The sequence below is a fragment of the Streptomyces sp. NBC_01433 genome (assembly GCF_026340105.1).
Lineage (GTDB): Bacteria > Actinomycetota > Actinomycetes > Streptomycetales > Streptomycetaceae > Streptomyces.
In genome coordinates this window covers 179252-204703 of record NZ_JAPEPM010000002.1, presented here as the reverse complement: position 1 = coordinate 204703, position 25452 = coordinate 179252, and the positions used below count along the sequence as shown (strand labels likewise).

Annotated in this window: 18 protein-coding genes and 1 pseudogene; 6 read left to right on the top strand and 13 right to left on the bottom strand. The window is 68.4% G+C overall.

Features of this window, described 5'->3' with window-relative positions; translation table 11 throughout:
* The first annotated feature begins 417 nt into the window (after positions 1-417).
* The gene (locus tag OG413_RS28565; protein WP_266810687.1) at positions 418-1251 is read left to right on the top strand and encodes a M55 family metallopeptidase; all 834 of its coding nucleotides are present in this window, start codon (positions 418-420) and stop codon (positions 1249-1251) included.
* Between the two features lie 910 nt (positions 1252-2161).
* Here the strand turns inward: OG413_RS28565 and OG413_RS28560 are convergent.
* The 5 genes from OG413_RS28560 to OG413_RS28540 all read right to left on the bottom strand — a co-directional run bounded on the left by OG413_RS28560 (position 2162) and on the right by OG413_RS28540 (position 8575).
* Positions 2162-2674: a DUF402 domain-containing protein gene (locus OG413_RS28560; protein WP_266810685.1), complete on the bottom strand. Its 513-nt coding sequence runs from the start codon at positions 2672-2674 to the stop codon at positions 2162-2164.
* A gap of 306 nt (positions 2675-2980) precedes the next feature.
* Positions 2981-3310 carry a hypothetical protein gene (locus OG413_RS28555; protein ID WP_266810683.1) on the bottom strand — a complete coding sequence of 110 codons (330 nt, stop codon included), beginning with the start codon at positions 3308-3310 and terminating at the stop codon, positions 2981-2983.
* 12 nt (positions 3311-3322) lie between these two features.
* Positions 3323-5977: a DNRLRE domain-containing protein gene (locus tag OG413_RS28550; RefSeq protein ID WP_266810681.1), complete on the bottom strand. Its 2655-nt coding sequence runs from the start codon at positions 5975-5977 to the stop codon at positions 3323-3325.
* Positions 5978-7013: 1036 nt separating this feature from the next.
* Positions 7014-8159, bottom strand: coding sequence for an RNA polymerase sigma factor (locus OG413_RS28545; RefSeq protein ID WP_266813133.1), 1146 nt, complete (start codon positions 8157-8159; stop codon positions 7014-7016).
* 8 nt (positions 8160-8167) lie between these two features.
* Positions 8168-8575, bottom strand: coding sequence for a YciI family protein (locus OG413_RS28540; RefSeq protein ID WP_266810679.1), 408 nt, complete (start codon positions 8573-8575; stop codon positions 8168-8170).
* Positions 8576-9725: 1150 nt separating this feature from the next.
* On the opposite strand from OG413_RS28540, the gene OG413_RS28535 reads away from it, so the two are divergent.
* A complete protein-coding gene (locus OG413_RS28535) occupies positions 9726-13112 on the top strand; it encodes a WD40 repeat domain-containing protein (protein ID WP_266810678.1) in 3387 nt (1128 codons plus the stop codon).
* 526 nt (positions 13113-13638) lie between these two features.
* Here the strand turns inward: OG413_RS28535 and OG413_RS28530 are convergent.
* The 3 genes from OG413_RS28530 to OG413_RS28520 form a co-directional block, all read right to left on the bottom strand.
* Positions 13639-13788, bottom strand: a complete 150-nt coding sequence (locus OG413_RS28530; RefSeq protein ID WP_266810676.1) for a hypothetical protein — start codon at positions 13786-13788, stop codon at positions 13639-13641.
* A gap of 96 nt (positions 13789-13884) precedes the next feature.
* A complete protein-coding gene (locus OG413_RS28525) occupies positions 13885-14145 on the bottom strand; it encodes a hypothetical protein (RefSeq protein WP_266810674.1) in 261 nt (86 codons plus the stop codon).
* 707 nt (positions 14146-14852) lie between these two features.
* Entirely contained in the window at positions 14853-16139 is a 1287-nt protein-coding gene (locus OG413_RS28520) for a low temperature requirement protein A (RefSeq protein WP_266810672.1), read from the bottom strand.
* Positions 16140-16523: 384 nt separating this feature from the next.
* Here OG413_RS28520 and OG413_RS28515 point away from each other — a divergent pair, with 384 nt between their 5' ends.
* The gene (locus OG413_RS28515; protein WP_266810670.1) at positions 16524-17048 is read left to right on the top strand and encodes an SMI1/KNR4 family protein; all 525 of its coding nucleotides are present in this window, start codon (positions 16524-16526) and stop codon (positions 17046-17048) included.
* 40 nt (positions 17049-17088) lie between these two features.
* Positions 17089-17352: a hypothetical protein gene (locus OG413_RS28510; RefSeq protein ID WP_266804290.1), complete on the top strand. Its 264-nt coding sequence runs from the start codon at positions 17089-17091 to the stop codon at positions 17350-17352.
* A 14-nt stretch (positions 17353-17366) separates the two neighbouring features.
* Here the strand turns inward: OG413_RS28510 and OG413_RS28505 are convergent.
* The 3 genes and pseudogenes from OG413_RS28505 to OG413_RS47150 form a co-directional block, all read right to left on the bottom strand.
* Positions 17367-18298, bottom strand: a pseudogene (locus OG413_RS28505) (IS5 family transposase).
* A 388-nt stretch (positions 18299-18686) separates the two neighbouring features.
* A complete protein-coding gene (locus OG413_RS28500; RefSeq protein ID WP_266810669.1) occupies positions 18687-19733 on the bottom strand; it encodes a cytochrome P450 in 1047 nt (348 codons plus the stop codon).
* 77 nt (positions 19734-19810) lie between these two features.
* On the bottom strand, positions 19811-19888 hold the full coding sequence (locus OG413_RS47150) for a tryptorubin family RiPP precursor (protein WP_353962296.1): 78 nt from the start codon (positions 19886-19888) through the stop codon (positions 19811-19813).
* Positions 19889-20161: 273 nt separating this feature from the next.
* On the opposite strand from OG413_RS47150, the gene OG413_RS28495 reads away from it, so the two are divergent.
* Both OG413_RS28495 and OG413_RS28490 read left to right on the top strand, forming a co-directional pair.
* Complete coding sequence (locus OG413_RS28495; RefSeq protein ID WP_266810668.1) at positions 20162-20365, top strand: hypothetical protein; 204 nt, start codon at positions 20162-20164, stop codon at positions 20363-20365.
* A 616-nt stretch (positions 20366-20981) separates the two neighbouring features.
* The gene (locus OG413_RS28490; RefSeq protein ID WP_266810667.1) at positions 20982-21587 is read left to right on the top strand and encodes a response regulator transcription factor; all 606 of its coding nucleotides are present in this window, start codon (positions 20982-20984) and stop codon (positions 21585-21587) included.
* A 10-nt stretch (positions 21588-21597) separates the two neighbouring features.
* Here the strand turns inward: OG413_RS28490 and OG413_RS28485 are convergent, their stop codons facing one another.
* Entirely contained in the window at positions 21598-23478 is a 1881-nt protein-coding gene (locus tag OG413_RS28485; protein WP_266810666.1) for an ATP-binding cassette domain-containing protein, read from the bottom strand.
* A complete protein-coding gene (locus OG413_RS28480) occupies positions 23475-25211 on the bottom strand; it encodes an ABC transporter ATP-binding protein (RefSeq protein WP_266813131.1) in 1737 nt (578 codons plus the stop codon). Before OG413_RS28480 ends, OG413_RS28485 begins: the two co-directional genes overlap by 4 nt.
* Between the last annotated feature and the right edge of the window lie 241 nt (positions 25212-25452).

Sequence of the window (25452 nt, the reverse complement as noted above, 5' to 3'; positions counted from 1 at the left end):
CGGGCTTGGTGGCAACCCTGTGCCGGTGGCAAACCTGTCTTGAGCCGGGCAGCGCCCGGTCCACCCACAAGCGGAACTGCCGATTCGGCGCGGTCCGCAGAGGGCGTGGCTGCGGGCTGCGAAGGAGCGGAAGCCGGGCAGAGTCCGGTCGTGCCGGACGAGCCGAACCTCCGTCCGCACCATCGCCGCCATACGGCGAAGGGAGTCTTCCTTGGCACCACGTTGCCAAGGAAGACTCCCTTCGCCTTCCCACCGCCGGCCTCGGCTCCGCACGATGCGCGGGCCTCCCCGCGTTCATCATGATCGTCTCCCGTGACGCTTCTGCCCCCGAGTGGGGCGCAGTTCGAAGCGCGGGCAGGCAACGACGGTTAGGCTTCCTGCGTCCTTCAGATGATCATCTCTTGGGGAGTGTGCAGCATGCGGATCTACATCAGCGCCGACATGGAGGGCGTCACGGGACTCGTGGACGCCGAGGATGTCCAGCCTGGCGGCAGGGACTACGAAAACGGCCGCGTGATGATGACGGAGGATGTCAACGCGGCCGTCCGTGGTGCCATGACAGCGGGAGCCACCGAGGTCACGGTCAACGATGCACACGGCCCGATGCGCAACCTGCTCCCGGAGACCCTGCATCCTGCCGTCCGCCTGATCCGCGGTCGGCCCAAGGTTATGGGCATGCTGGAAGGCCTCGACGATTCCTACGATGCGGTGATCTGCATCGGCTTCCACGCCCGTGCTGGCGCCCATGGGGTGATGAGCCACAGCTTCATGGGGCACGAGATCGAGGACATGTGGCTGGACGGACGGCCAGTCGGCGAGATCGGACTGACTCACGCCACCGCCACCGCGCTGGGAGTTCCGGTCGTGATGCTGTCCGGCGACGACGCCGCCTGCGCCGAGATGACCGACTGGGATTCCTCAGTGACGAGTGTCGCCGTGAAGTACGCGCGCGATCGCTTCGCCGCCGAGCTACGCCCGATCGGCGAGGCGCGCCAAGCCATCGAGCAGGCGGCAGCCCACAGCCTGACCGGCCGGGCTGCCGACGCTGCCGCAACGGCCCACCGTACGTCCACGCTTGCCGTCCGCTGGCAGTCGACCTCGGTCGCCTCCGCATTGCTGGGGATCACCGGTGTCACCTCGGTCGACAGCCGCACGATCGAAGCCGACGGCACTCTGCCCGACCTCTACCGGCTGTTCAGCGTTTGGACCCGCGTGGCGACCGCGCTCACCAATCAAGGGCCCTATTGCTGAGCTTGGGCACTGCTCTTCAGCAGCGCCGAGCGTGGTTCTGAGCGGGGTCGCGAGCCGGGCGGCCGAGATCACTTGGAACGCGGATCGCGATTGCAGCGGGGGCGCTCTGTGGCTCTTGGGTATGTTCACGAGAATGGCGAGAACGGGTTCTGGCTCAGGTTCTGTGGAACGGCCACGGTGAGTGAGAGATGTGCGCCGAATCGGATGAACCTGGAGCCAGGTGAGGTGACTTCCAGGCGTAGGTGTCCTGTCCGGCAGCTATGTGGTCGAGCACAGTTCGGGTCAATACACCGAGCCCGTCCTTGAACGCATCATCCGGCGGTACGGACGGCGCCTCGTCGGCTGGTCGGTGCTACCGGCCGGCCGGCTGACTACCGGAAGCCGCCGGCTGCGGGCACTCAGAGGTTCAACTGGCAGGGCGACCTGTACGGTGGGGGCTCCGTGCTCGCTTCATACGAGGGATCCGGGGGACGGGAACCGCTCGTCTCGGTGCGCGAAGGTCTGCGCGCCTGCCTGTACTACGAGCAATAGGGCCTGGCCAGGCCCTATAAGGGCACGGTCACCATCGGTTCCGCCCCCCGACTCGGAGACGAATCCGTGCGATTCGAGGTCACGGCTACCGTCGAGCTCGGTGGGCACGTGACCGAGTACACCGTGGTCCGTGTGGGGAACTCCGTGGCGAGCTTCACCAAACTGTCAGTTGCCGGCCACCACGTGCCTGTCGTTCCCTGCCGCATGATCGCCAAGCAGATCTCCCGACTCCAGGAAACGCAGATCTGACCCCGAGCTGCCCGCACTCCGTCGCTTTCGGATGTGCGAAGACGGGGGATCATTCAGCGTTTGCGAGAAGGGCATCCGCTGGGTCGGACATCCCCCACGACCGCAGCTCGACCAACACCCGGAGCCAAGCTCAACTGACCTGGTCCAGCCATGCGCGGTAGCGGCTTCCGAAGGGTTCTGCACCGTCCCGCAGCGCGGCTGACAGCCACTCGGCGGCATTCTCCGCGCGCGTGATGACGTCTCGTGGATAGCCGTACTGCCTCTGATGACTGGCGAACTCATCCTCGTCGTCCACGAAGACAGATCCGTCCTGCCGTACCCGGCAGACATCCAGATCCAGGTCGACCGTGGTCACTTCCCCCTTATGCGGCCAATCGGGAGGAGTAGTGACGTCGCAGTAGACGTCCAGGCGAGCTGGAGCTGCCTGGAACCGGGCCGTCCACCACGCGCCGCGGGGAAAGAGCATGACTCGTCGCTCTTCGATTGTGAAGACCTCGCCCTCCCCGCCCCTGCCGCAGATCGTCCCGATCGGCGCACCGAGCCAGACCCCGAACTCATCCTCGCCCAACCACACCATCGAGTGGTGCCAGTGCGGGCTGCCATCGAACTTACGGACCACGACCCGGACCTCGGCTTCTCCCATGGCGGGAGGCTACTGGCGGCCAGGCAGACTTGGTGAACCTTCTCGGTCACAGCACCAGCCCACCTGAACCACATGGTCTGCTCCTTGAGCGGCACCTGCCCCAGCTGCGGCCGGCCGGCGGTCCGTATGTGACCGTTGCCCGTGCGTGCGAGACCTGGAGAGATGCCAACTGACCAACTGACGCAAAAGGGGGCCCGCGGTGCCAGTTGTCTGACATCACAGGCCCCCATTACGCGGCGTGTTCCCGGAGGCTCGCCCGCGAGCTGTACATGCGGGCACGGTGGTGGCGCCGGCCCCCTGCCGTAGCTAGGCCCAGGGGATCCAGCCGGACGACATCCACGTCGCGGCCGCGGCCCCGCACAGGAGGCACACCGCCTTGTCCGCCCACCGGGGCGCGCCCAGCTTCTCTGCCGCGTCGGCCGCTTCGACGGTGATCAGCAGGCCGCTGATGAGGACGAGAGGGCCGTCGTTCCAGGTGATCTCCGGGCGGCCGATGGCTATCCAGCCGGCCGCGATGCCGAGCAGGCACAGGCCGGTGTGGAGCGTGTACGAGTCGGGCCGGGAGCGAGGTCTGTTCTTCGCTCGGTGGATGAAGATCACCGTGAGCTGCGCCAGCAGCGCTATGAGAGCGAACATGGTGCACGACTCCTAGAACTTGCAGGCGTTCTTGATCGCGGTGATGCCGAGAAGCGCTGTGACGGCCTTGCGGTGCGCGGAGGTCATCTTGCGGTGCTTGGCGTAGGTGCGGATGAGGTTCGCCGTCTTCTTGACGCCGATCCGCTTCACCAGCCGGACGGCCGTCCATATGCGCGTCGAGGAGCCCATCGGAGTCAGGCTGAAGACGACGCCGGCGATGGCCGCCGCGCACTTGGTGATCTTCCAGGTGGTCGACCAGAATCCGGGGTCGATCACGATGGGGAAGGCGCTGGCGGAGGAGAACTCCACGCTCTGGACGATCTTGTTGCCGACGACCTTGTAACTGGTGGGCACGTCCATGCCTTGGGCGTCCTTGGCCCAGGGCGCGTCGAAGAAGGCGGCTGCCTCCTTCGCGGGGGCCTTGTCGGCGCTATCGTCGCCTGTGGAGTACAGGGAGACGGAGCCGTCGTCGTGCGTGACGGCGTACATGCCGGCCGGAATCTGGAAATTGGTCTCGTAGGCCTTGGGCGCCGTGCTGTTCTTGAGGATGTTCAGCGTGCGCGAGCCACCGTCCGCAGTGGGCTGCACCACGGTGTCGACGGGGCCGGTGGAGGTATAGACGACGTTGCCGCCGACCTGGGTGCCCTGGGAACCGGCCTCCGGGATGGAGAGCTGGTTGGGCATGATGCCGTTCTTGATGTCGATGGACTTGTTCTTGCCGTCCCAGGGGACGGAGACGACGTTGTCCTCGGTCACGGCGATGGAGGCGTAGGTGGAGTCGGAGGAGGTGGCCGCGGTGATGTCGGCCGCGTCGGAGTAGGTGTTGGCCAGGCCCAGCGTGTTCTCGGCGGCGGTCGGCTTCCAGGCGGTGTCGACGGTGAAGCGCACGGGGTCGGACCAGCCGTTGGCGTAGTGCTCGCCGTCGAAGGTGGTGGTGCGGAAGCTGTAGGTCTTGCCGGAGGTGAGCTTGCCCGCGGGCACCTTGAGCTGTGAGGTGGCGTTCGATGCCGCCGCAGGTGCGTTGACGGTGGCCACGACCTTGCCGGTGGCGGTGTCGGTGATCTCGTACGTGCCGATGATCTCGTCGTCGCCGTTGGTGTCCTCGGTGGAGAACCGCAGGATCGGGGTGGTGGTGTTGACCTTGAAGATGCCGCCGTTGGAGATGAAGGGCGCGCCGGCCTGCAGGTTGGCACCGTTGCGGGGCCGGTAGTTGTAGGTCACCTCCAGGGTGGGCACCTTGGTCTGGTCGGCGGCATCGGCGGAGTAGAAGCGCTTCCAGCCGTACGTGTCGGACTCGTTGGCGGCGTTCAGCGCGATGCTGCCGGTCTCGGCCTTGGCCGAGGACCAGGTCTGGGCGAGCCTGGTGATGTCGGCCGTGGCCCAGCCCTCGGTCTTGCACGCCGCGGACTTGGTGTCCGAGGACGTGGCGATCTTCTCAAGGCGCGAGGGCTGCTTGGTCCAGCGGGTGTTCTTGTCCGCGGTGCCCGCGGCCCACACCTCCCAGTCGCGCTTCTCGCACGACCAGGAGTGGTAGTTCCACATCTTCAGTGACGCCTTCGACACGAGCGCGTCGGCGAAGTTGGAGGTGCGGAAGGTGAGGAAGGAGCGCGCGACGCGCTTGGTGCTTCCCTCGTAGTCACCGGGCCACCCGACCTTCAGATCGGTGTTCACCGACTGGTCAGTGGTGTCGCCGCCCTGCACGAAGGTGTCGAACAGGACGTCGAGGGCATCGGTCGAGGGGTCGATGGTGACCGGGTACTGGGTGTGCTCGTCACGCAGCCACCCGGCGTCGGGCCGCAGGCTCAGCTCCGCGGTGTTGCCGGACTGGGTCACCTCCATGGCGACCTTCTTGCGGTTGGTGTGCTCCAGCGAGCGCGGGTCGACCTGGCTGTCCCACATGGTGGGCGCGGGCATCGTCGCGACGGTCTCGCCGGACGCGTCACGGAAGTCGATGCCCCCGTCGGCCGCGGCATTGGCCCGCATGCCCTCCGGGAGGACGAGCGGCAGCACCAAGGGAGCGCCGTCCTGCGGGGCCTTGCGCAGCTTGAGGTACTGCTCGAAGCCGGTGCGCGTGGCTTCGACGACAAGGTCGCCCCCCGGCACGGCCTCGGGGTAGGTGGCCGTGTTCTCGGTCAGCTGCGGGGCGGGCAAGCCGCCCTTCCACTGCATCGCGATCCTCTGGTCGCCCTTTCCGAGCACGACCAGGTCGCGGGCGGTGTCCTGCGGGGCCGCCGCGGCGGCCTTCAAGGAGCGTGCCTTGGTACCCCCCGCACCGGCCAGCCGCAGACCCTCCGGGTGTGCGGCGGCCACGACGTCCCCGTCGTCGGTGCGCTTGAAGTCGAGATCGACGTCCACCCAGCGGCCGTCCTTGACCATGCGGACCGGTCCGGCCGCGGAGGTACGGGTCAGGGTGCCATCCGCGTTGGCGTAGACCGTGTCGGTCTCCGTACGCATCTGTAGGACCTCGACCCGGCGGTCCTGCATCTTCGCAGCCATCAAAGCCGCTTCGGCGGTCTCCGCCTCGCGGATCGGGTTCCTCGCGAGCTCCGCGGCAGCGTCCAGCAGCTCCGTGACCGCCTTCTCCTCCTCGGACTCCCCGCTCTCGCTGCGGCCGTCCGCAACGGCCAGATACGGCGTGGACAGCAGAACCGCACCGGCCGTGATCAAGGCAACGCTCCCCGCGCGCCAAGTCGTCTTCACTTATGCACTCCCCTTGCTGAGCTCGCCGGCCGCACAGATCGTTGCGGATAGCAAAGCTTCTTAACGCCAGCGATATAAGCATATATTTACACCCCATGTCCAAGCCTGAACTGGCACTTTGTGACCATTGGCTGGCGCCGTCCCGGAGTCAGAGCAACTACTCAGCAAAGACCGAAAGTTGGCACACGTGGCCGAGTCGTACATGCCTCAGGGAGGCGCCTGGTGACCGTCCGATACGAGACCGGAACGGTGGAGTGTCCGGAGCGCGGGGCCTGCTGGAGGACCGGCGTCAACCGCCAACCGGAGGCCCGCTACCGCTCGCGGCGGTGCGCCGTGAGGGCCTGACGGCGAAAAAGACGATATGCGGACCGTTCATGGCGACGACTGGCCACATGCTCTCTGCTCCAACTTCGGCCATGAAGTGTTCACATGCGATCATTCGCCGTGATCTCCTGCCCGTCGGTGCAGGAGAGAGTCCTCTCGAACCTTCACGGGCCACCATAGGAACAGCGTTTGTCGGCGGTCTTCGAAGAGTGCCGGTGCTGCCGACGGGCAATGGCTGGTGGTACGAACCAAAGCTCGACGGTTCTCCGGACACCTTGAGATGTCTCATTCGGATGAGTCGTCGAGGCCGCCCCGTAGCCGTTCAAGTGACCGTCCGTTGGGGTGGCTTCGGGTTCTTCTTGTCCGGCTTCCCGATGATCGAATCGTGAGGACGGTGCCTCGCTCGACCTCGATGCATGGGAGAGCCGGCGGGCCACCCGGACCACGGGCCCGTGCGCATACTCACCGAGCCTCACCTCGTTGAACTGCGCCAGACGGCCGGTCGTCGCGAGTTCGCCCGTTTCGTACGTGTACGGCCCGATGGGCGGGCATCGGGCTTCGTCGGCCTTCACGAGCGGCGGTACGTTGCGAGGTACGAGAGACGGGTTCACGTGGACTCCCGCACAGCCCGCCTGCGGCGGCCGCGCCAAGTGCCGCGGGAGAGTCCGAGCCCGACCCGTCAGCGACACCGGCGGGCGTTGAGCCGGGCGGCCTGGCGCGTCAGGTGGTCGCGCTCGGCGAGGTTGGGTGCTTTGTGGGCCGCCTCGGCGTACAGCCGTGCCGCCGTCGCCAGGTCGCCGTCGCGCTCGTGGAGGTACGCCGCCACAGCGGCGTAGCGGGGCAGTGAGGTCTCCAGCGCGGCGAGCGCCGCCAGGCCGGCACGCGGTCCGTCGGCCTCCCCGACGGCCACCGCGCGGTTGAGCCGGACGACCGGGCTGTCGGTCAGGCGCGCGAGCTCGTCGTACCACTCGACGATCTGCACCCAGTCGGTCTCCTCGGCGGTGGGCGCGTCGGCGTGGAGTGCCGCGATGGCGGCCTGGGCCTGGAACTCGCCCAGCCGGTCGCGGGCGAGGGCCGCCTGCAGGATCCCGACGCCCTCGGCGATCAACGCGGTGTCCCACCGGCCGCGGTCCTGCTCGCCGAGCGGCACCAGGCTGCCGTCGGACGCGGTCCGGGCGCCACGCCGGGCGTGGTGGAGCAGCATGAGAGCGAGCAGCCCCGCCACCTCGGGGTGGTCGATCGCGGCCGCGAGCTGCCGGGTGAGCCGGATGGCCTCGGCGGCGAGGTCGACGTCGCCGGAGTAGCCCTCGTTGAAGACCAAGTAGAGGACGCGCAGCACGGTGGCGACGTCGCCGGGCCGGTCGAGACGCACGCCGGAGACGGTGCGCTTGGCCCGGCTGATGCGCTGCGCCATGGTCGCCTCGGGCACCAGGTAGGCCTCGGCGATCTGGCGGGTGGTCAGCCCGCCGACGGCGCGCAGCGTGAGCGCGACCGCCGATGCCGGAGTCAGCGACGGGTGGGCGCACAGGAAGTAGAGCTGGAGCGTGTCGTCCACCGCGGGCGCCGACCCGGGCGCCGGCTCCTCCTCGACGTGGTCCTCACGTCGGCGGCGGGCGGCGTCGGCCCGCGTCGCGTCGAGGAACTTGCGCCAGGCCACGGTGACCAGCCAGCCCTTGGCGTCCCGCGGCGGGTCGGCAGCCCAGACCCGAAGCGCCTCGACCAGAGCGTCCTGCACAGCGTCCTCGGCCGCCGCGAAGTCGGCTCCGCGGCGTACGAGGATCCCGAGCACGCTCGGCGTGAGGCTCCTGAGCAGGGCCTCGTTCATCCGTGTGGTCACTCCGTGATGGTGGGCGGCGCGGCCAGGAACGGGCGCACCTCAAGCCACTCGTGGATCGGCCTCCCGCCCGCTCCAGGAGCGGCCGACAGCTCCCCGGCCAGCTCGACGGCGCGCTCGTAGCTGTCGACGTCGATGATCATCCAGCCGGCGATGAGGTCCTTGGTCTCCGCGAACGGTCCGTCGGTGACCGGCGGGCGCCCCTCACCGTCGTAGCGGACCCACGCTCCCTCGGGGGCGAGTGCCTGACCGTCGACGAACTCGCCCGTCCTCTCCAGCCGGGCCGCGAAGTCGTTCATGTACCGCACATGCGCCGAGATCTCCTCCGGCGTCCACCGGTCCATCGGCACGTCGTTGACCGGAGCAGGGGCACCGCGGTAGTGCTTGAGCAGCAGGTACTTGGCCATCGTGGTTCTCCTCGGTACTGGTGCGGCCCATTCTGGCCGCGTTCACTGACCGGAGCAGGGGCACCGCGGTAGTGCTTGAGCAGCAGGTACTTGGCCATCGTGGTTCTCCTCGGTACTGGTGCGGCCCATTCTGGCCGCGTTCACTACGGGGACGGAGCCGGCCACGGGTTCTCGACATCGACGTCCGTGTTTTTTGGCTCTCGTGGATGAGCCCGGGTGAGCTGCTTCGCGGTGTGCGGGTCCGCGTCGTGGCGCGAGGGCGGGACGGAGCGAGGCTTTCCAAGATCAGCTGCGACCGGCAACTGCATGAGGAGAAGGCTTCGGGTGCGTCACTGTACGTGTCGTTCAGGCGCGTCGTGGTGAGCTCGGACCGATGAGTTGTTCAGCGTGGAGGGCATGCACGTCCTCAAAGTCACCCGCGATCCCCACGTTGGCGGTGGACAGGGGGCTGGTGGTGCTGGACATCGAGTCGGACGCCGATCTGACGAGCTGCCCGGACTGCGGGTGTCCTGGTAGTCGTATGTGGCGATCAACAGCGCCAGTCGGCGTCCCTCGGCAAACCGTCCGTCTGGTCCGTGTGGCGACTGATGTACGTATCGACCGGAGCGCGCCGCTTCGAGTCGGACGCCCGCTCCAGCTCGATCGTGTCGCATCCCCCGACCCGGTACCGGCAAGGCATACCCCACAGTGTGGCGGCCCGCAGTGACCGAGGCAGCCCGTCGGAACAATCGAGCCCGAATCGACAGCCAGTTCGGGCTTGATAAGGAGACGCACGACGCGAACGCCCACTGTCGGGTCCGAGCGGCGTCTTGGGGCCATGGGTAAGACCGCACCATAAATAGGTGCGTGAATCTCAGAGGTGGCCAAATGCCGTGGGCGGGACCGGGAGCCCGTATGACAGCAGCAGGTCTGGGGACTGTTGCCCGCCTGCCACCGCTATGAAGCCCCCTCACTCGGCGAATTCAAGGGGCCTCGTCGTACGGCAGATCGCCCAGGAGGAACAGCAGCGCCGTGCTTCGGACCCGTTCACCGGTTGCTGGGGCGCGGCGGGCGCAACGCGCGACCCGCAGATTCGGCCGACGGCCCCATTGCTCTCGATTCGCCCGATGCGTAGGTTGCTCCTCGGCGTGATCGCACCCGAGGGAGCAGCATGGGACGTCATGAAGCGCCGCTGGATCCGGCTGCGGGGCCGGTGCAAGGGTTCGCGTCCGAACTGCGCAAGCTGCGAACCGGTGTGCAGGGGCTGACCTACCGGGTGATGGCCCAGCGGACGCCGTACACGATCTCGACGCTGTCGAGGGCCGCAGCCGGGGATCAACTGCCTTCGCTGGAAGTCACACTGGCGTATGTGGCCGCATGCGGTGCGGACCGCCGCGAGTGGGAGCGGCGCTGGCGAAAGGCGTCGGAGGAAACGGCTCGCCAGGCAGCCGAGGACGACGACACCGAGCCGCCCTACAAGGGGCTGGCCCGCTTCGAACCGGGGGATCACGAACGGTTCTTCGGCCGGGACAGGCTCGTGGACGATCTCGTCGGCCTGGTCCGCACCCACCGCGTGGTTGTGGTCGTCGGGGCCTCCGGAAGCGGGAAGTCGTCGCTGCTGAGGGCAGGCCTGATCCCTCGGCTGCGGAGCGCCGAGGAACCGTACCGGCCCGTCGGGATCCGGATCCTCGCCCCGGGCGAACGCCCCGCCCGCACCCATACCGCGACCCTCGCGCCGATGGGCGGTGAGGGTGACACGGTAGTCGTCGTCGACCAGTTCGAGGAGGTCTTCACCCTCTGCCGCGCCCAAAAAGAGCGCGCGGAGTTCCTCGACCGGCTCCTGGACGCGCGCCGCGCCGGGAGTCGATTACGGGTCGTCATCGCGGTGCGGGCCGACTTCTTCGGACAATGCGCCGAGCATCCCGCGCTCGCCGACGCCTGCCGGGACGCCACCGTGCTCGTCGGCCCGATGAGCACGGCCGAACTGCGCGACGTGATCATCAAACCGGCCATGGCGGCGGGCGTGGTCGTCGAGCGCTCCCTGACCGCTCGCCTCGTATCCGAGGCATCCGGCGAGCCGGGCGGACTGCCGCTGCTGTCCCACGCGCTGCTGGAGGCCTGGCGACAGCGCAGGGGACAGACCTTGACCAAGGCCGTCTACGACTCGGTCGGCGGGTTGCGCGGGGCCGTGGCCCGTACCGCGGAGGACGCCTGCGCCCGGCTCACGGACGCTCAGACCGACCTCGCGCGCCGCATCCTGCTCCGGTTGATCTCACCGGGGGACGGGACGCTGGACACCCGCCGCTCCACTCGCCGCGCCGAGCTCACCTGGACCGCCGACCAAGCCGAGACGGCCACCGTCCTGGACTGTCTGGCTCGGGCCCGCCTCATCACCCTGGACGAAGAGGTCGTCGAGCTCGCCCACGAAGCCCTGATCACGGCCTGGCCGCGGCTGCGTGACTGGGTGGCGGAAGACCGGGAGCGGCTGCGTCTGCAACGGCGACTGACAGAGGCCGCGCGTACTTGGGAGGAACTGGATCGTGACGAGGGTGCGCTGTACCGGGGCGCACGGCTGGCCGCGGTGCGTGACTGGGCGGCGCACCATCGTATCCGCTCCGAACTCACCGCCTTCGAGCACGTGTTCCTCGATGCGAGCATTGCCCTGGAGGACGACGAACGGGCTGTGGCCGTGCGGCGAGGACGTCGGCTGGCGTGCCTCGCCGCCTGCTTGGCGGTACTGCTGATCGTGGTCACGGGCGTCAGCGTGGTCGCCGTACGGCAGCGCCACAAAGCACTGGAATCCCGTCAGATCGCCACTTCTCAGCAACTGGCGTCCCAGGCACTGAACTTGGCCGACTCCCGGCCGGGAACCGCCATGCTGCTCAGCATCGAGGCGTTCCGAACCGAGCCGACGCTCGAGGCACGTGGCGCCCTGCTGAGCATGTCCGCGCGCCGCTCCTACCAGGCCGAGCTGACCAGCCACGCCGATGCCGTCTCCGAAGTGGCGTTCAGCCGCGACGGTACGCTCGCCAGCGTCGGCCGGGATGGGAAGGCCGTGCTGTGGGACGCCCGGCGCCGCACCCGGCTGGCCACGCTGACCGGCCACGCCACGTGGCTGCGGGCGGTGGACTTCAGCCCGGACGGGCGCTGGATGGCCACCGGTGGCGATGACCGGAAGGTCGTGCTGTGGAATGTCGCTTCCCGTACCAGGGTAGCGACCCTTACCGGACACCGGGGATCAGTCAAGAGCGTCGCGTTCAGTCCGGACGGCCGGACCCTGGCCGGGGCGAGCGACGACGGCACCGTCATCCTGTGGGACACCGAAAGCGGTCGGCAACGGCTGACCCTCACCGGCCACGGCAACACGGTGTGGGCCGTGGACTTCAGTCCGGACGGAAGGCTGCTGGCCACGGCGAGCACGGATCGCACCGTGAGGCTGTGGGACGCGGCCACCGGCGAACAACTCGCCGTGCTGCGGGGCCATACCCGGTCGGTGGACGCCGTCGGATTCAGCCCGGACAGCCACACCCTGGCCACGGCAAGCCAGGACTACACCGTCAGGCTGTGGGACGTCCGGCGCCACACCCAGGTGGCCACCTTGAGGGGACACAGCGCAGAGGTCAGGGCGGTGGCTTTCAGCCCCGACGGCAGTACCGTGGCCACCAGCGGACAAGACCATACGGTCATCCTGTGGGACATCCGGAATCACACTCGCCGAACCACCCTCCTCGGACAGGGCACCAACGTCTACACCCTCGCCTACAGCCGGAACGGCTCCCTCCTTGCCTCGGCCGGGGAGAGCGGAGCGGTCACCCTGTGGGCTCCCACCCACATTCCTTTGTCCGGTCACATGGACCGGGTGAACAAGGTCGTCTTCCGCCCGGACGGACGCCTACTGGCCACTGCCGGCCAGGACGGGACGGCCGCACTGTGGGACGTCACGGGCACCCGCCGCAGCAACCTGGCTGTCGGTCACGGACCCGTCAGATCCGTGGCGTTCAGCCCGGACGGCCGCACGCTGGCCGCCGCCAGTTACGACGGAAGAGTGACCTTGTGGAGCGTGGCCCGGCGGACCCGCACGGCCACGCTCACGGGTCACACCGGGCAGGTGAGTGCGGTTGCCTTCAGCCCCGATGGCAAGACACTTGCTACTGCCGGCATCGATCAGACGGTGATCCTCTGGGACGTCGCCGGACACAAGCGCCTGGCGACTCTTGCCAGTGACACCGGCCCCGCGTTCGCGGTGGCGTTCAGCCCGGACGGCCACACCTTGGCCACCGCCAACGCGGACACTTCAGTCATGCTGTGGGATGTTGTGCACCGCAGGCAACTGGCCACCCTCACCGGCCACACCGCCCAAGTGAGGGTGGTTGCCTTCAGCCCCGACGGCAGGACTCTCGCCACCGCGGGAGACGACCGGACCGTCAGGCTGTGGAACACCGATCCACGGCTCACTGTGACGCAACTATGCACGTCCCTTTCCCGAGATCTCAGCCGGAAGGAATGGAAACAGCTGATCACTGGCATTCCCTATCACAGGACGTGCGATACGGGGTGACGAGTGTGCGATTCAGCAGCGGATGTCGACGATCTGAATGCTCTGAATGTCCCGCACCTTGTGCCAACCCGGTCCCACTGTCCTCAGGCCCAGTGAACGCTTGACCTTGCAGCCGGGACCGACCCAATACCCGTCGGTGTCCTTCACGCCTACGCCATGACCGTTCTGACCGGGCTTGAGAACGTGCCAGGTCGACCGGTTGCCCCTCTTCCCCAGTTGTCGGTGATCAAAAGGTTGTACCGGTTGTCGTGATTGCTGACGTTTCCGCACAGGGCACCCCCGGCGGAACACGTACCGCGAACTTGTGCCGTCGGCTCGGCGCCGTCGGTCGGTCGAACAGATGCCACCGCCGTCGGAGTCGCCGCAGACACGAATACAGCGACTGTCGCCGCAAGCGCAACGATGACCGAATTCTTGAATCGCATGGGTTTCCTCCTCTGACCGCGGGTTACCGCCGGAGCGTAGCCGGTGGGGTGCGGCACCGGCCGGGTATCCCGGTGCCGCACCCCGAGCCGAGCGCTGGATGTCACCACCAGCCGCCGCAGTAGGAGACGCCGCCGCCGGGGCGGTGCAGGCACAGCCGCATCAGGGCTTTCCGCGTGTTGCGGTACTTCTTGTTGAAGGACTTGGTGCCGTACGTCGCGCCGAGCAGGAACTTCCTTCCGTCGATGCTCACCTGCACGACGACCCGACGGTTGGCGGGGGCGCGGTAGTGGTGGACCTTTCCCCGCAGCTTGCCGTAGTACTGGCCGGGGTAGCCCTTCTGGGATTTCTAGGTCTTGTGGACGTCGGCGAATCCATAACCTCGCTGCGTCCACAGCCTCGTGCTGGCTTGGGCCTTGAGTGTGACCGACGTGCCGCCGACCGCCTCCGCGGCCGGTCCGGATACCGCGTCGGTGGCCGGTGCGGTCAGGGCCGTGCTGGTGACGGCGTTGGCCGGCGCGGGAGCCGCGGTGGCGGGTGCTCCAAGAGCGAGGCCGGCGCCGAGCGCCGCAGCCGACAGGGCGACGGTGGCGCGTTTGGGTACGTTCATGCTCGTGATCCCTCCGTTGGTGGATGCGGCCAGGCCGGCTGTGGCCCGGTCCGTCCCCTGTGTTGCCTGGGGATGCGTCAAGTCTTCAAGGGCGGGGGATTGTTGCGCAGGGGGGTTGGGCGCGCGCAACAATCCAGGTGCCCGGCAGTGGGCTTGATCCGCTTTGACGGACATACGAGAGCAGGGGTTCGTCCCCGGGGAGGATGTCCCTCATGGAGAGCACGGGGAAGAAGCATCGCCCCCGCTGCTCGGCCACGCCCGCGTTCACGGCCGAGACCGGACGGCAGCTGGCGTATTTGCCATTGCCACTGCCACGGTTTCATGCGCTGTGGCGGATTGGCCGAGGAGCTGGCTGATCATGATGCTGCCCACCCCGACGTGCCGTCGGCGCAGCGTGTGCCACCTTGACCAGGGACTGGTGCGTCTCCTGCCAGGCGCACATGGGCGCAAGGAAAACGCGCAGGGGAGCCCCTCGGTAGGCGCCTCGATGTCATCGCGGATTGGCTGGTCGGCTGCGATACCTGCGATGCCTGTGATTGCTGCGACTGGGGAACGGACTGTGGCGTCTTCCGTTCCTCGCTCGTCGTAGCACTCACCGTCGTCGGGAAGGTTCAAAACGTCACGTGATGGAAGTCGAAAGCGAGCGTCTGCACACGCGGGCCTCGCTTCGCTCGTGGCGTTGAGCTGGGTGCGTGGCGTTGAGTTGGTCAGTGGTCCTGCATGCCGAGTGCTTCCAGCATTTGCCGCTGGTGACGGTGGCCGATTGTTTCGTAGCCGATCACGGTGACGAAGGGTGCGAGCATGACGATGAGCAGGCACACCGCGATCGCGATGCCGGCTGCGGAAAGCAGGACGGCCACCAGCAGTACGGCAAGCGTGAGGGAGATCAGGAGCAGGTGGAATGGGTCTGCCGCGGACAGCAACAGGGTGTGCAGCAGATAAACCATCAGCAGATACAGGCCTACCGGGATGGCCAGGGACAGGACCACGGCGACTCCACTGAGCTCGGAGTGGTGTTCCAAGTGGAGCCCGGCCACGTGCAGCCCGGCGCCGGCGCCGGCGATCGCGATGAACAGGGGGATGTGCCCGTAGCCGAAGAGGTAACCGCGGCTGCGGCGGTGCACGAGAATGTCACCGAAGGGGGTGGCGAAGTACACCCACCACATGCCGAAGGTCAGTCCGACGCCGGCGATGACGACGGCGATCCCGTTCCCGCTCCAGTGCATTCCGTCCGTGCCTCCCAGGAGGCTGCCCGAGGAGGCGACGGTGCCGACGACACCCTCACCGAGAACGATGATCGCGAACAGGCCGTAGCGCTCCGCGACGTGGTGGGGGTGCCAGGGGGTGCCGTCCGCGCTGCCCTGGGTGAGCAGCGGCAGAGCCAGTTCCAGCGCTCCGAGGATGACGAAGGCGGTAAACACGGCGGCCAGCGGGAGGTGGGTGAAAGCGACCGCGATCCAGGCGAGTTGGATGATGGCGGTCCAGCGGATGTTGGCCATGCCGACGTCGTGGAAGGCGGGGGAGTCGCGGGCGGCGCGCCACCATTGGAGCAGCATGGCGATGCGCATCACGACGTATCCGATCACCATGACCCGCAGTTCGAGGTGTCCGCCCTCGTCGACGGAGTGGAACATCGCGGGCAGGCCGAGCGAGAACACGACGACGCCGGTCATCTGCACCATCGTCAGGATGCGGTAGAGCCAGTCGTCGGTGCCGAAGGCGGAGGCGAACCAGCTGAAGCTGATCCAGGCGACGCTGATCGCGAACATCGCCAGTACGAACGCGGTGACCGCCTGCCCAGGATGCCCCTCGGCCACCATCTCGGCGAAGTGGTCGGCCGCTGTACCGACCGCGACCACGAAGGTGAGGTCGAACAGGAGCTCCAACGGGGTGGAGGTCCGTCCGTGTTCCTCCGGGTCACGGCCCGTCATGCGCACCAGGCGGTGCGACGGCTTGCCTCTACCGGTGTCACCGTGGTCTGCGGAGTCGCTCATGGGCAGCATTATGTTCCGTGATCCCTTGCTGTGCGGTGATCCCCGCTCGGGCAGGACCGGGCGAGTCGCGCATCGCGGCGGCGGGGTGCCCGGGGTGATGCGTGGTCAGGCGCATACGACGACGACAGACTTGGTCTCGAAGTATTCGCGACATCGAAGGCGGCCCGCACACGACCGTTGCCGGACTGCTCGTAAGGCGTCAAAGAAGTTCGTCGACGACGAGGACGAACTGTCGGCGTTCTGCGACTCTCCCGTCGAGAACTGGATCCACCTGCGCACCACGAGCCCGGAGCAATGCCGATGCACCGGTGAACCCGCGGCGGCCGCGATCGTGTCTGGACGCGGAACGTAGAATCGCCGGACGAGTAGGTGCGGGAGGGCGCAGTGGGGTACTTCGAGGGCTTTGATGTCGCCGGGTTCTGGGACGATTCGGCGTACGCGCTGAGGGAGTACGTGGAGGAGGCCCCGCCCTCTCGGGATTTGATCGCGTCGTTGGAGGAGGAGCTTGGCGGATACCGTCTGCCCGGCTCCTACATCGCGCTGATGACCGCGCACAACGGCGGCATTCCTGCCCGGGTCCGCTTTCCCATGACCGAGCCGACCTCCTGGGCCGACGACCACATCGAGATCACCGGCATCCGGGGCGTCGGGCGGATGCGACCGCAGTCGCTCGGCGGCGAGTACGGCAGCCTGTTCTGGATCGACATGTGGGAGTACCCCGACATCGGTGTCTACTTCGCCGACACACCCTCGGCCGGCCACGACATGCTCGCCCTTGACTACCGCGGGTGCGGCAGGCACGGCGAGCCGACGGTGGTGCATGTCGACCAGGAGGACGACTTCGCGATCACCTTGGTCACAGAGAACTTCGAGGCGTTCGTCATGGGCCTGGTCGACGGGTCCGTCTAGGACTTGTCCGGGCGATCATGTTGCTGGTTAGGGTGCGAGCGTGGCCAAGACGAGCGTGAGCAACGAAACCAGCAGCGTGGTCTGCCTGTGGGTTGAGCCGTGGGGAACTGATCACTGGATGGGGCCGGGCGAAGAGTTCACCGTCGTGACCGAGACGGACCCGGAGCACTCGCCGTTCAACGTGGTTGTGCATGATCAAGGCATCACGGTGTGGGTGAATTCGGGCAGCGACGCCGAAGTCTTCGACAAGAACGGCGACCTGGTCCCGTGTGGGCATCAGCGGCCGGCGGAGGGCGACCACTGAGGTGTGTTTTGCCGTCAGGTTCGGAGCCAGACGACGATGGCTGCCACGGTTGCGGTGCCGAGGTAGACGTAGCGGCGTTTGTCGTAGCGAGTGGCCACCGCCCGGTGCTGTTTCAGTCGGTTGATCGCCCGTTCGACGGTGTTGCGCTTCTTGTAGCGGTCTTCGTCGAACTCGGGTGGCCGCCCGCCGCGTGATCCCTTGCGCAGGCGGGCGGCCTGGCTGTCGGTCTTCTCCGGGATCGTGTGCCGGATGCCGCGGTGCCTCAGGTAGTCGCGGCACGGCCCATTGCTGTAAGCCTTGTCCGCAGCGACGCTGTCGGGCTTCTTCCGGGGCCTGCCCGGCCCGACTTTGGGAACGCGGATCTTCTCCAGTACCGGCTCGAACTGCGTGCAGTCTGCCCGCTGACCTGGTGTGACGATCAGAGACAGAGGGCGGCACCGGCCGTCCGCGCTCAGGTGGACCTTGGTCGTGAACCCGCCGCGCGAGCGGCCCAGGCCCTCACCTCCAGCACCACCTCCACCAGGCGGGCGACGAGGCTCTGCCACGGTCTCTCGTGCTGGTGTTCTTCTGACGCGTCCCCCTTTGAGGCGGGAGCCGGCGGTGGGTCTGTCCGGGCGCCCGCCGCGTGCTGATGCGCCCGCACGATGGTGGAGTCGACCGAGACGTCCCAGTCGATCTCACCCGCCGCATCCGCCGCGGCCTGGACCTGCTGGAGCAGACGCTCCCACGTCCCGTCGGCCGACCACAGACGGTGGCGTTCGTAGACGGTCTTCCACGGCCCGAACCGTTCGGGCAGATCACGCCAGTGAACACCGGTCCGAACCCGGTGCAGAATCCCGTCGATCACCTGCCGATGATCCCTCCACCTGCCACAACGCCTATTACTGACAGGCAGGAACGGCCGCAGCCGTTCCCACTCTGCATCACTCAGATCACCCCGCCCCATGACCACATCAACGACCTGGGCAGGGAGTAGTCACATGATCGGCCGGACAAGTCCTAGCCGTTCTTCGCCCTGCACGCCGACACGCGCTCGACGCTGATGTACGACTACCTGCTCTGGTTGTCCACCAGCTTCAACCAGGTCGACTCCTTCGAGCGGTACGTCAGCTCGCCTCATCTCGCGCGAACCGTTCCGCCGTTCGAAGACGTAACTCCTCGCGTAGCCGATGCCGTTCGGCCGTCAGCCCGCCTCCCTGCGGTACCGCATACCCTGGCGATACCGCAGGGATGACCAGCTGCCAGCCCCTACGATTCCACGAGTTCAACCTCAGTACCTGAGCGCGATTACCTGCGCGGAGACACCGCGGGTACGCCGCCAGGTTCCAGGGCCGTCACGGTCGAGTCATCTGCACTTCGGAAACTTCGAGCAATCCGTCGAGTTCGACCTTCCCCCTGGTTTGGTCCGGACTCACCACGAGGCCGTCCCGGCGCACAATGTCCAGGAGCCGTTCGGCCAGGGGCAGGACCATATGCCGGCCCCAGCATCGTTCGCTTACGTGGCCGAAGGGGAGATAGCCGGGATGGGTGTCCCCGTCCAGCTCGTCCCAGCGATCGGGGCGAAACACGTCGGGCTCGTCCCAGAGCTTGGGGTCCCGATGGCTCAGCAGGGGAAGCAACAGGACATCGTCTTTCGGGCCGATCCGTGCGTCCACGTCCGAGAACTCCGGAGAAGCCATTCGCAATATGTTCCACGAAGGGGGGAGCAGCCGGAGCGCCTCAAGGATGATGTTCCGATTCGATACGTCGTCGCTGAACGGAGACCCGAGCCACAGGGCGTTGGTGACAAGCGCGGATACGGTGAAGCACACCGGTGCCGCCACTCGCCGGTACAGGTACATGGCATAGCGCCGGTCACTGTAGCTCTTGGAATCGAGAACGAGAGCGGCAAGTTTTGACAGCGGCACGTCCTGCCCGGGCCTGCCCAACAAAGCGGCACCGGAGGCGACGGCCGACCAGGTCAGTTTCGGTGTCAACTCCAGTCGGCGGTCGACCAGAACCCGGAATCGCAGACGTTCGTTTCCGAAAACGAGATCCCGCAGGTAAACATGCGCCACATGCGGCCACCGGCCGGTCAGGTCGACCGTGTCATCGAGGGGACGTTGCAGCGCGTTTCGCACGTCCGAGCCCACGGCTTGCATAAAGGTGGATGCATCGGCGCGGCCGACGAGCCGCCCATGAACGGGCTTGAAGGTCGGCCTCTCCTCTGCGTTGGCCGGCCTGCTTCGGAGCAAGCTGTCCATCAGATCGGCGCCGGATATACCGATCGTGTCGGGCTCCAGACGGAACAGCGACGCATCGCGATAACGACTCAACAGCTCGTCGATTCTCGGCGCGAACTCGATGACCCGACCGCTCCCGCCAACGGGGTGCATAGGCATGGGTGAACTCCGTGGGTAGGCAGCTCGCGCCGACCAGAATTCCTGATCAACGCGAGCCCGGCAGGGAAACTACCTTATTAAATCCAGCCGTACCAGGCGTATGCCTTGAGGCTCTTTTCCGGGCGGAATTTATTGACGAGGCGAACGAGCTTCATGAGAACCTCCATTTGAGTGGTGAACGGGGTGCTTATTCGACGACAGAAGATGTGGAGACCGGGCAGAATTCCCGGCATCCATTTCAACTGCCGTGGGAAGTAAAGACCTGTTCGATGAACGTGTCAAGTGACTCACGTCACTTCCTGAATTGACCCATTCACGTTTCGAATTCATACATATTCACATCTCGGCAAATCGATCCTAATTTATCCATTGGTGCCCAATGTGGACACCGGAGGGGAGTGGATGGCATCGAATGGGGTGGTTTGGTCATGTGCGTATGGCATGGGCGCCTCCTGTGGGGCAACCCCGTCGAGGGCGTCCGGTACCTGCTCCGGCGAGGCCGGCTCTCCAGCGTCGCCACCGCAGGGCACCTCATCCCGCGCGTCCGGCGGGGCCTGCGTCGCATCCAGTACCGCAGCGATCTCATGGACGGCTGTCACACCGAGAACGGTCTGGCCGTCCGACCGGCCTGAACGGTCACGACAACGCGAATCCAACCTCGGTAACCGGGACGTCTCGCCAAGATCCTGTTACGAGCTCTTCGGAGCCTTCCGCGTCCAGCTGGTCTGCCTGCGGGGCGGACGCCTGGGCATGAGCGTAATGAGGGACCCGGTTCAAGTGGGCTTCGCTGTGTTGCGGAGCCGTTCGTAGTGGCGGACGCTGCTGCGGACGTTCACGGCGATCCCCGCGCCCTCGGCCGGCGGGTCCAGGCGGCGCGCCGTTGCCGCGGCCCAGGTGGGTTCGTGGACGGCGGGTACGCGCGGGACGCGCTTGAGGCGCAGACCACCGCCGGGGTGTGTCCGGGGGTACGTGAACCGACCGAGGATACGTGAACCGACCGGGGGAGTGCGGACCAAACGGAAGAGTGCGCGGGCGCTTCCAGGGTTGCTCGGCTCACGGAGCCTTGACCATGTGCGCTCCCGGCGTACCACCGCACGCCCCCTTCCGCGTCCGGGCCGACGCGGAATTCCGCCAATTCCTCGGCGTACGCGAATGCCCATGCGTTCCACTGGAGACTCGTCACCCGGTGCACCTGCGCTATCGCACTCTGCGATGCGCGGGTCGAAGAGAAATGCTGAGGGCAGCTTGATGACAAACGTTCTGCTGGTTCACGCAGTGCCGCTGTGGCGCGCTTCGCTGGCCTCCCTGCTCGGCGCGGCCGAGGGAATCGACGTACGGACCGCTGAGCGGGGCGCGATACGCGCGGCGCTGACCGGGAGATGTCCGGATGTATTCCTGACGGATCTCGACTGTCCGGACGCCATGGATGTGCTTCAGGAGGTGGAGCCACTGACAGGGCCGGACGGCCGGCCCTGTCCGCTGGCGGTGCTGACCTGCAGCGACCGTCCGCGCGGGCTGCGGCGGGCCTACGAGGCGGGCGCTCGTGGCTACATCGACAAGTACCGCCCCGTAAACGATCTGGCCGAGGTGATGCACAAACTCGCGGACGGTGGGCGCCATATCGACGAGTCGCTGGCATTCGGGCTGCTGCAGGTGGCCGACATGCCGTTATCGCCGCGCGAGGTGAGCGTGCTCGCGCTGGCCGAGAGCGGCGAAAGCGTGGCCGGCATAGCGGCCCGGCTGAATCTGACAGCGGGGACGGTACGCAACTACCTGGCCGCCGCCATCCGGAAGTCGGGGGCGCGCAATCGGCAGGATGCCATCAGGCTCGCGAAATCGGCCGGCTGGATCTGAGCCACGCATGTCACGGTCTCTCCGGTTGTTCCGGTGCCCATAGCCCGTTGAGGTCCCGGTACAGAGCCGAATCACGCAGCAGGTCGGCGGGGGTCCCGCACTGGGTGCGGGCACCGTCCATCACCAGGATCCGACCGGCTCGGCGGGCGGAGCTGAGACGGTGGGCGACGACCACGAGCGCGCCGGGCCGGGCGGCGAAAGCGAGTTCGGCCCGGGTCTCGGCGGACGGGTCGAGCCGGCTGGTGGCTTCGTCCAGGATGAGGAGGGGGGCGTCGGTCAGATAGGCCCGGCCCAGGGCGATCAGCTGGCGTTCACCCTGGGACAGCAGGGCGGGTGCTACCGCTGCGTCGAGGGAACCGAGCCGGGAGAGCAGCGGATCCAGGCCCAGCGCGTCGATCATGGCCGCGATCTCGCACTCGCGCGCGTCGGGGCGGAGGTAGCAGAGGTTCTCCCGCAGTGATCCGGTGAACACGTATGCCCGCTGGGGCAGCAGGACGCGTACGGAGGATGCGTCGCCCCGGTGCACCGGTCGGCCGTGCCACCGGACCGCGCCGCGGGTGGGGCGCTCCACGCCGGCGAGTACGGCGGCGAGCGTCGACTTGCCGCTGCCGCTCGGCCCGATCACCGCCAGGTGCTCTCCCCGGCCGACGCGCAACGAGAGCCGGTCCAGGACAGGTTGGGCGGCGGGACCGTAGGCGAAGGTGACCTCGCGCAGCTCGGCGACCGGGGGACGCGGGCGCCCGTACCGGTCCGGGCAGTTGGGACCCCGGGCGTCCGGACGGGCGGGACCCGGGGCGTCCGGGGTGTCCGCGCGGGCGTGGTCCGCAGGTTGGCGGCGCTGAGCCGAGGAGTTCACCGGTGCCGGGCGTGCGGCCTCGCGGTCCGGTTCCGGCGGCGGGGGCGCGTCCGTGAACCGGTCCAGCACCACGACGAGCCGGCCGCCGACGGTGGCGAGCATCGTCATGAGCGCCTGGACCGCCGGTGCCAGGGCCTGGGTGAGATAGGTCAGCGCGCCGACCAGCGCGCCGGGCGTGAGCCCGTCGCGCAGCAGCCAGGGGGAGCCGAGCAGCAGCAGGAGCGGCGGGAATCGGCCGCACAGGGCGAGCGCCAGCACCCGGACCGCGGACCAGCGGGCCAGTGAAACGGCCGCGCGGGCCTGCGCCCCGGCCAGGGTCCGGGACTCCGCCACCATCCGCTCGCCCCCTCCCGCAGCGGCGATGTCACGCAGCGCGGCGGACAGTTCCCCCGTGTGCGCGGCGTACGCCTCGTCCGCGGCGAGGTAGTCACGCTGGCGTGCGGCCATCGGACGCAGGGTCGCGGCGAACAGGGCGCCACCCAGCAGCACCGGGGGCAGTACGAGGAGCAGGAGTCCGGGCTCCAGCGCAAGCAGGCCGAGAACGGCCCCCGCCGCCGTGAACACGAACGACCGCAGGGTCAGGACGAGTCCGGCCCAGCCGTCCCGGGCGATCTCGCTCTGGTGGGTGACCTGGGAGAGCGAACCGGTGGTGACGCCGAGAGGCTGCGCGAGCGCGCCGGACAGGGCCCGGGACACCGCGCGCCGCACGAGGCCGTCGCGCAGGGGCTCCACCAGATCCGCGAGGCGTCCGAACACCTGGCGGGTGGCGAACTGGGCCGGCAGTGTGGCCGCGGCCGCGACGCCCAGCCAGAGCAGCCCCGTCGAGGGGTGTCCGGCCAGGAATCCCTGGTCGAGCGCCTTGGCGACACCGAACCCGCTGAGGAAGGTCTGGACGAACTCCAGCAGGGACCAGCCGGACAGCCTGAGCAGGACGCCGGTGCGGGCCTTCAGGAAGGGCCGCGCGTCGCCCGCCACTCTGGTCAGGGCCCCGTGGCCCGCCCGCCGCGCGGCACGGGCCGGCCGGGACGCCGTCATCGGTCCGCCGCCCTGTTCGCAGGGCCGGACCGGGCGGCGGCGGGGGACGACGGCTCCTCCGGTTCCGGCAGTCCGGAGGAGCCGGGCGGATCAGTACGGAACAAGGCCCGGTAGTCCGGGTCGGCCCAGAGCACATGGTGCGGGCCCGTCGCCCGGATCCGGCCGTCCTCCAGCCACGCGACCCGGTCCGCCCGCGCGGCCGAGGAGAGCCGGTGGGCGACGACGACACGGGTACTGCTGCCGGCCCGCCCGGCGAGCGCGCGTTGCACATGATGCTCGGTCACGGTGTCGAGGCTGGACAGCGCGTCGTCCAGGATCATGAGACGGCCCGGATGCGCGAAGGCGCGGGCCAGGCCCAGGCGTTGGCGTTCCCCGCCGGACAGCGGGGCATCCGTGAGGGGGGTGCCGTACCCCTGCGGGAGCAGCGCCACGAAGTCGTCGGCGCGGGCCTCGCGCGCGGCGGAGCGTACCTCCTCGTGCGAGGCGGTACGGGCCCCGAAGGCGATCGTCTCCCCGACGGTGCGGCCGGGCAGGGCGGGCCGGGCGAAGGCGTAGGTGACCTCACGGCGCAGGCGGTCCGGCTCCATGCCGTCCATGGGGACGCCGTCCAGCAGTACGGTGCCGGTGTCCGGGTCCATCAACCGTCCCGCCACCGCGGCGAGCACCGACTTCCCCGAGCCCGAGCGGCCGACGACGGCCAGGGAGGTGCCGCCGGGGACGACGAGGCCGACCCCTCTCAGCAGCTGCCGCCCCTCGTGTCCGACACCCACGTCGCGCAGTTCCAGCCTTCCCGGGGCGCCGTCCACCGGCCTCAGTGAGCGGTGCGGCACCGGCGGCAGGGCCAGTAGAGGATCGAGGCGGTCGGCGGCCGCCCGGCTGCGCGCGAGAGAGCTGAGCGCACCCGTCAGCGAACCGATACCGACGACCAAACCCGCGTAGCGGGCGGCGGCGACCAGGTCGCCGACGCCGATCGCGCCCGCGTCGAGCCGCAGCCCGCCGACCGCCAGTACCAGCAGCATGAGCAGGGGCAGTAGCAGGGCGCTCTGGCCGGACGCCTTCCCGTACACGGTCCAGGTGCGGCGTCCGTGGTCCGCGAGTGCCCCGAGTGGTTCGAGGACGCGCCGGTACTCTCGTGCCCCGGTGCGGGCCGCGCGGATGGTTTCGGCGCCGTCGAGCGCCTCGGTGAGACGGTCGGCGATGAGCGCCTGCGCGCGCTGATAGTCGGCGTTCGCGTCGGCGGTGCTACGGGTGAAGGTGCGCAGCAGCGCGATGAGCAGGGGGGCGCCGAGAAGCAGGGCGGCAGCCGTCCACGGGTCGATGAGCAGGAGTCCGACGACCGCGCCGACCGGGAGCAGGGCGCCCGCGACGGACCCGGCCGCGGTAGCGGGCGCGGCAGCGGCGTCGGCTGCCTGGGTGGTGATCCGGGCCGTGAGGTCCCCAGTGGGCACATCCAGCGCCCGGCGGGGTTCGGCGGCCAGCACGCGGGCCACGGTCCGGGTGCGCAGCGCCGCGGTCAGCCGGGCCGTGGTGCTCGCCCCGACCACCGCGGCACCCGCATCGCACACGGTCTCGGCGAGGGTCAGCACTCCGCACAGCAGCAGTCCGGACCAGGGCACGGGGCCGCCGACGATGAGCCGGTCCACGGTGTGGCCGAGCGCGGCGGGGAGGGCGAGGGCGGCGAGCGCCCCGCCGGTGGAGCACAGGAGCAGGCACACGAGAGCGGCCGGGCGCAGCCGGGCGAGTTCGGTGGGGCGGGCTCCGGGGGGCGGCGGCGGATGAGCGGCCTGTTCCCGGGGAGCGGTTCGGGGCCGGTCGGGGACGGGGGCAAGAACCGCCTCGGCGGGTGGGTTCGGCCGCACGTGGGTCCCTTTCCGGCTTCGGGCGGTACGACGTCGGCTTCGGGCTCAGCGTCATCGGGCCCGTCTGTCGCAGGTTCCGGCGGCGCGGGCTCCGCGTCGTGGGGCCTGGACCGCC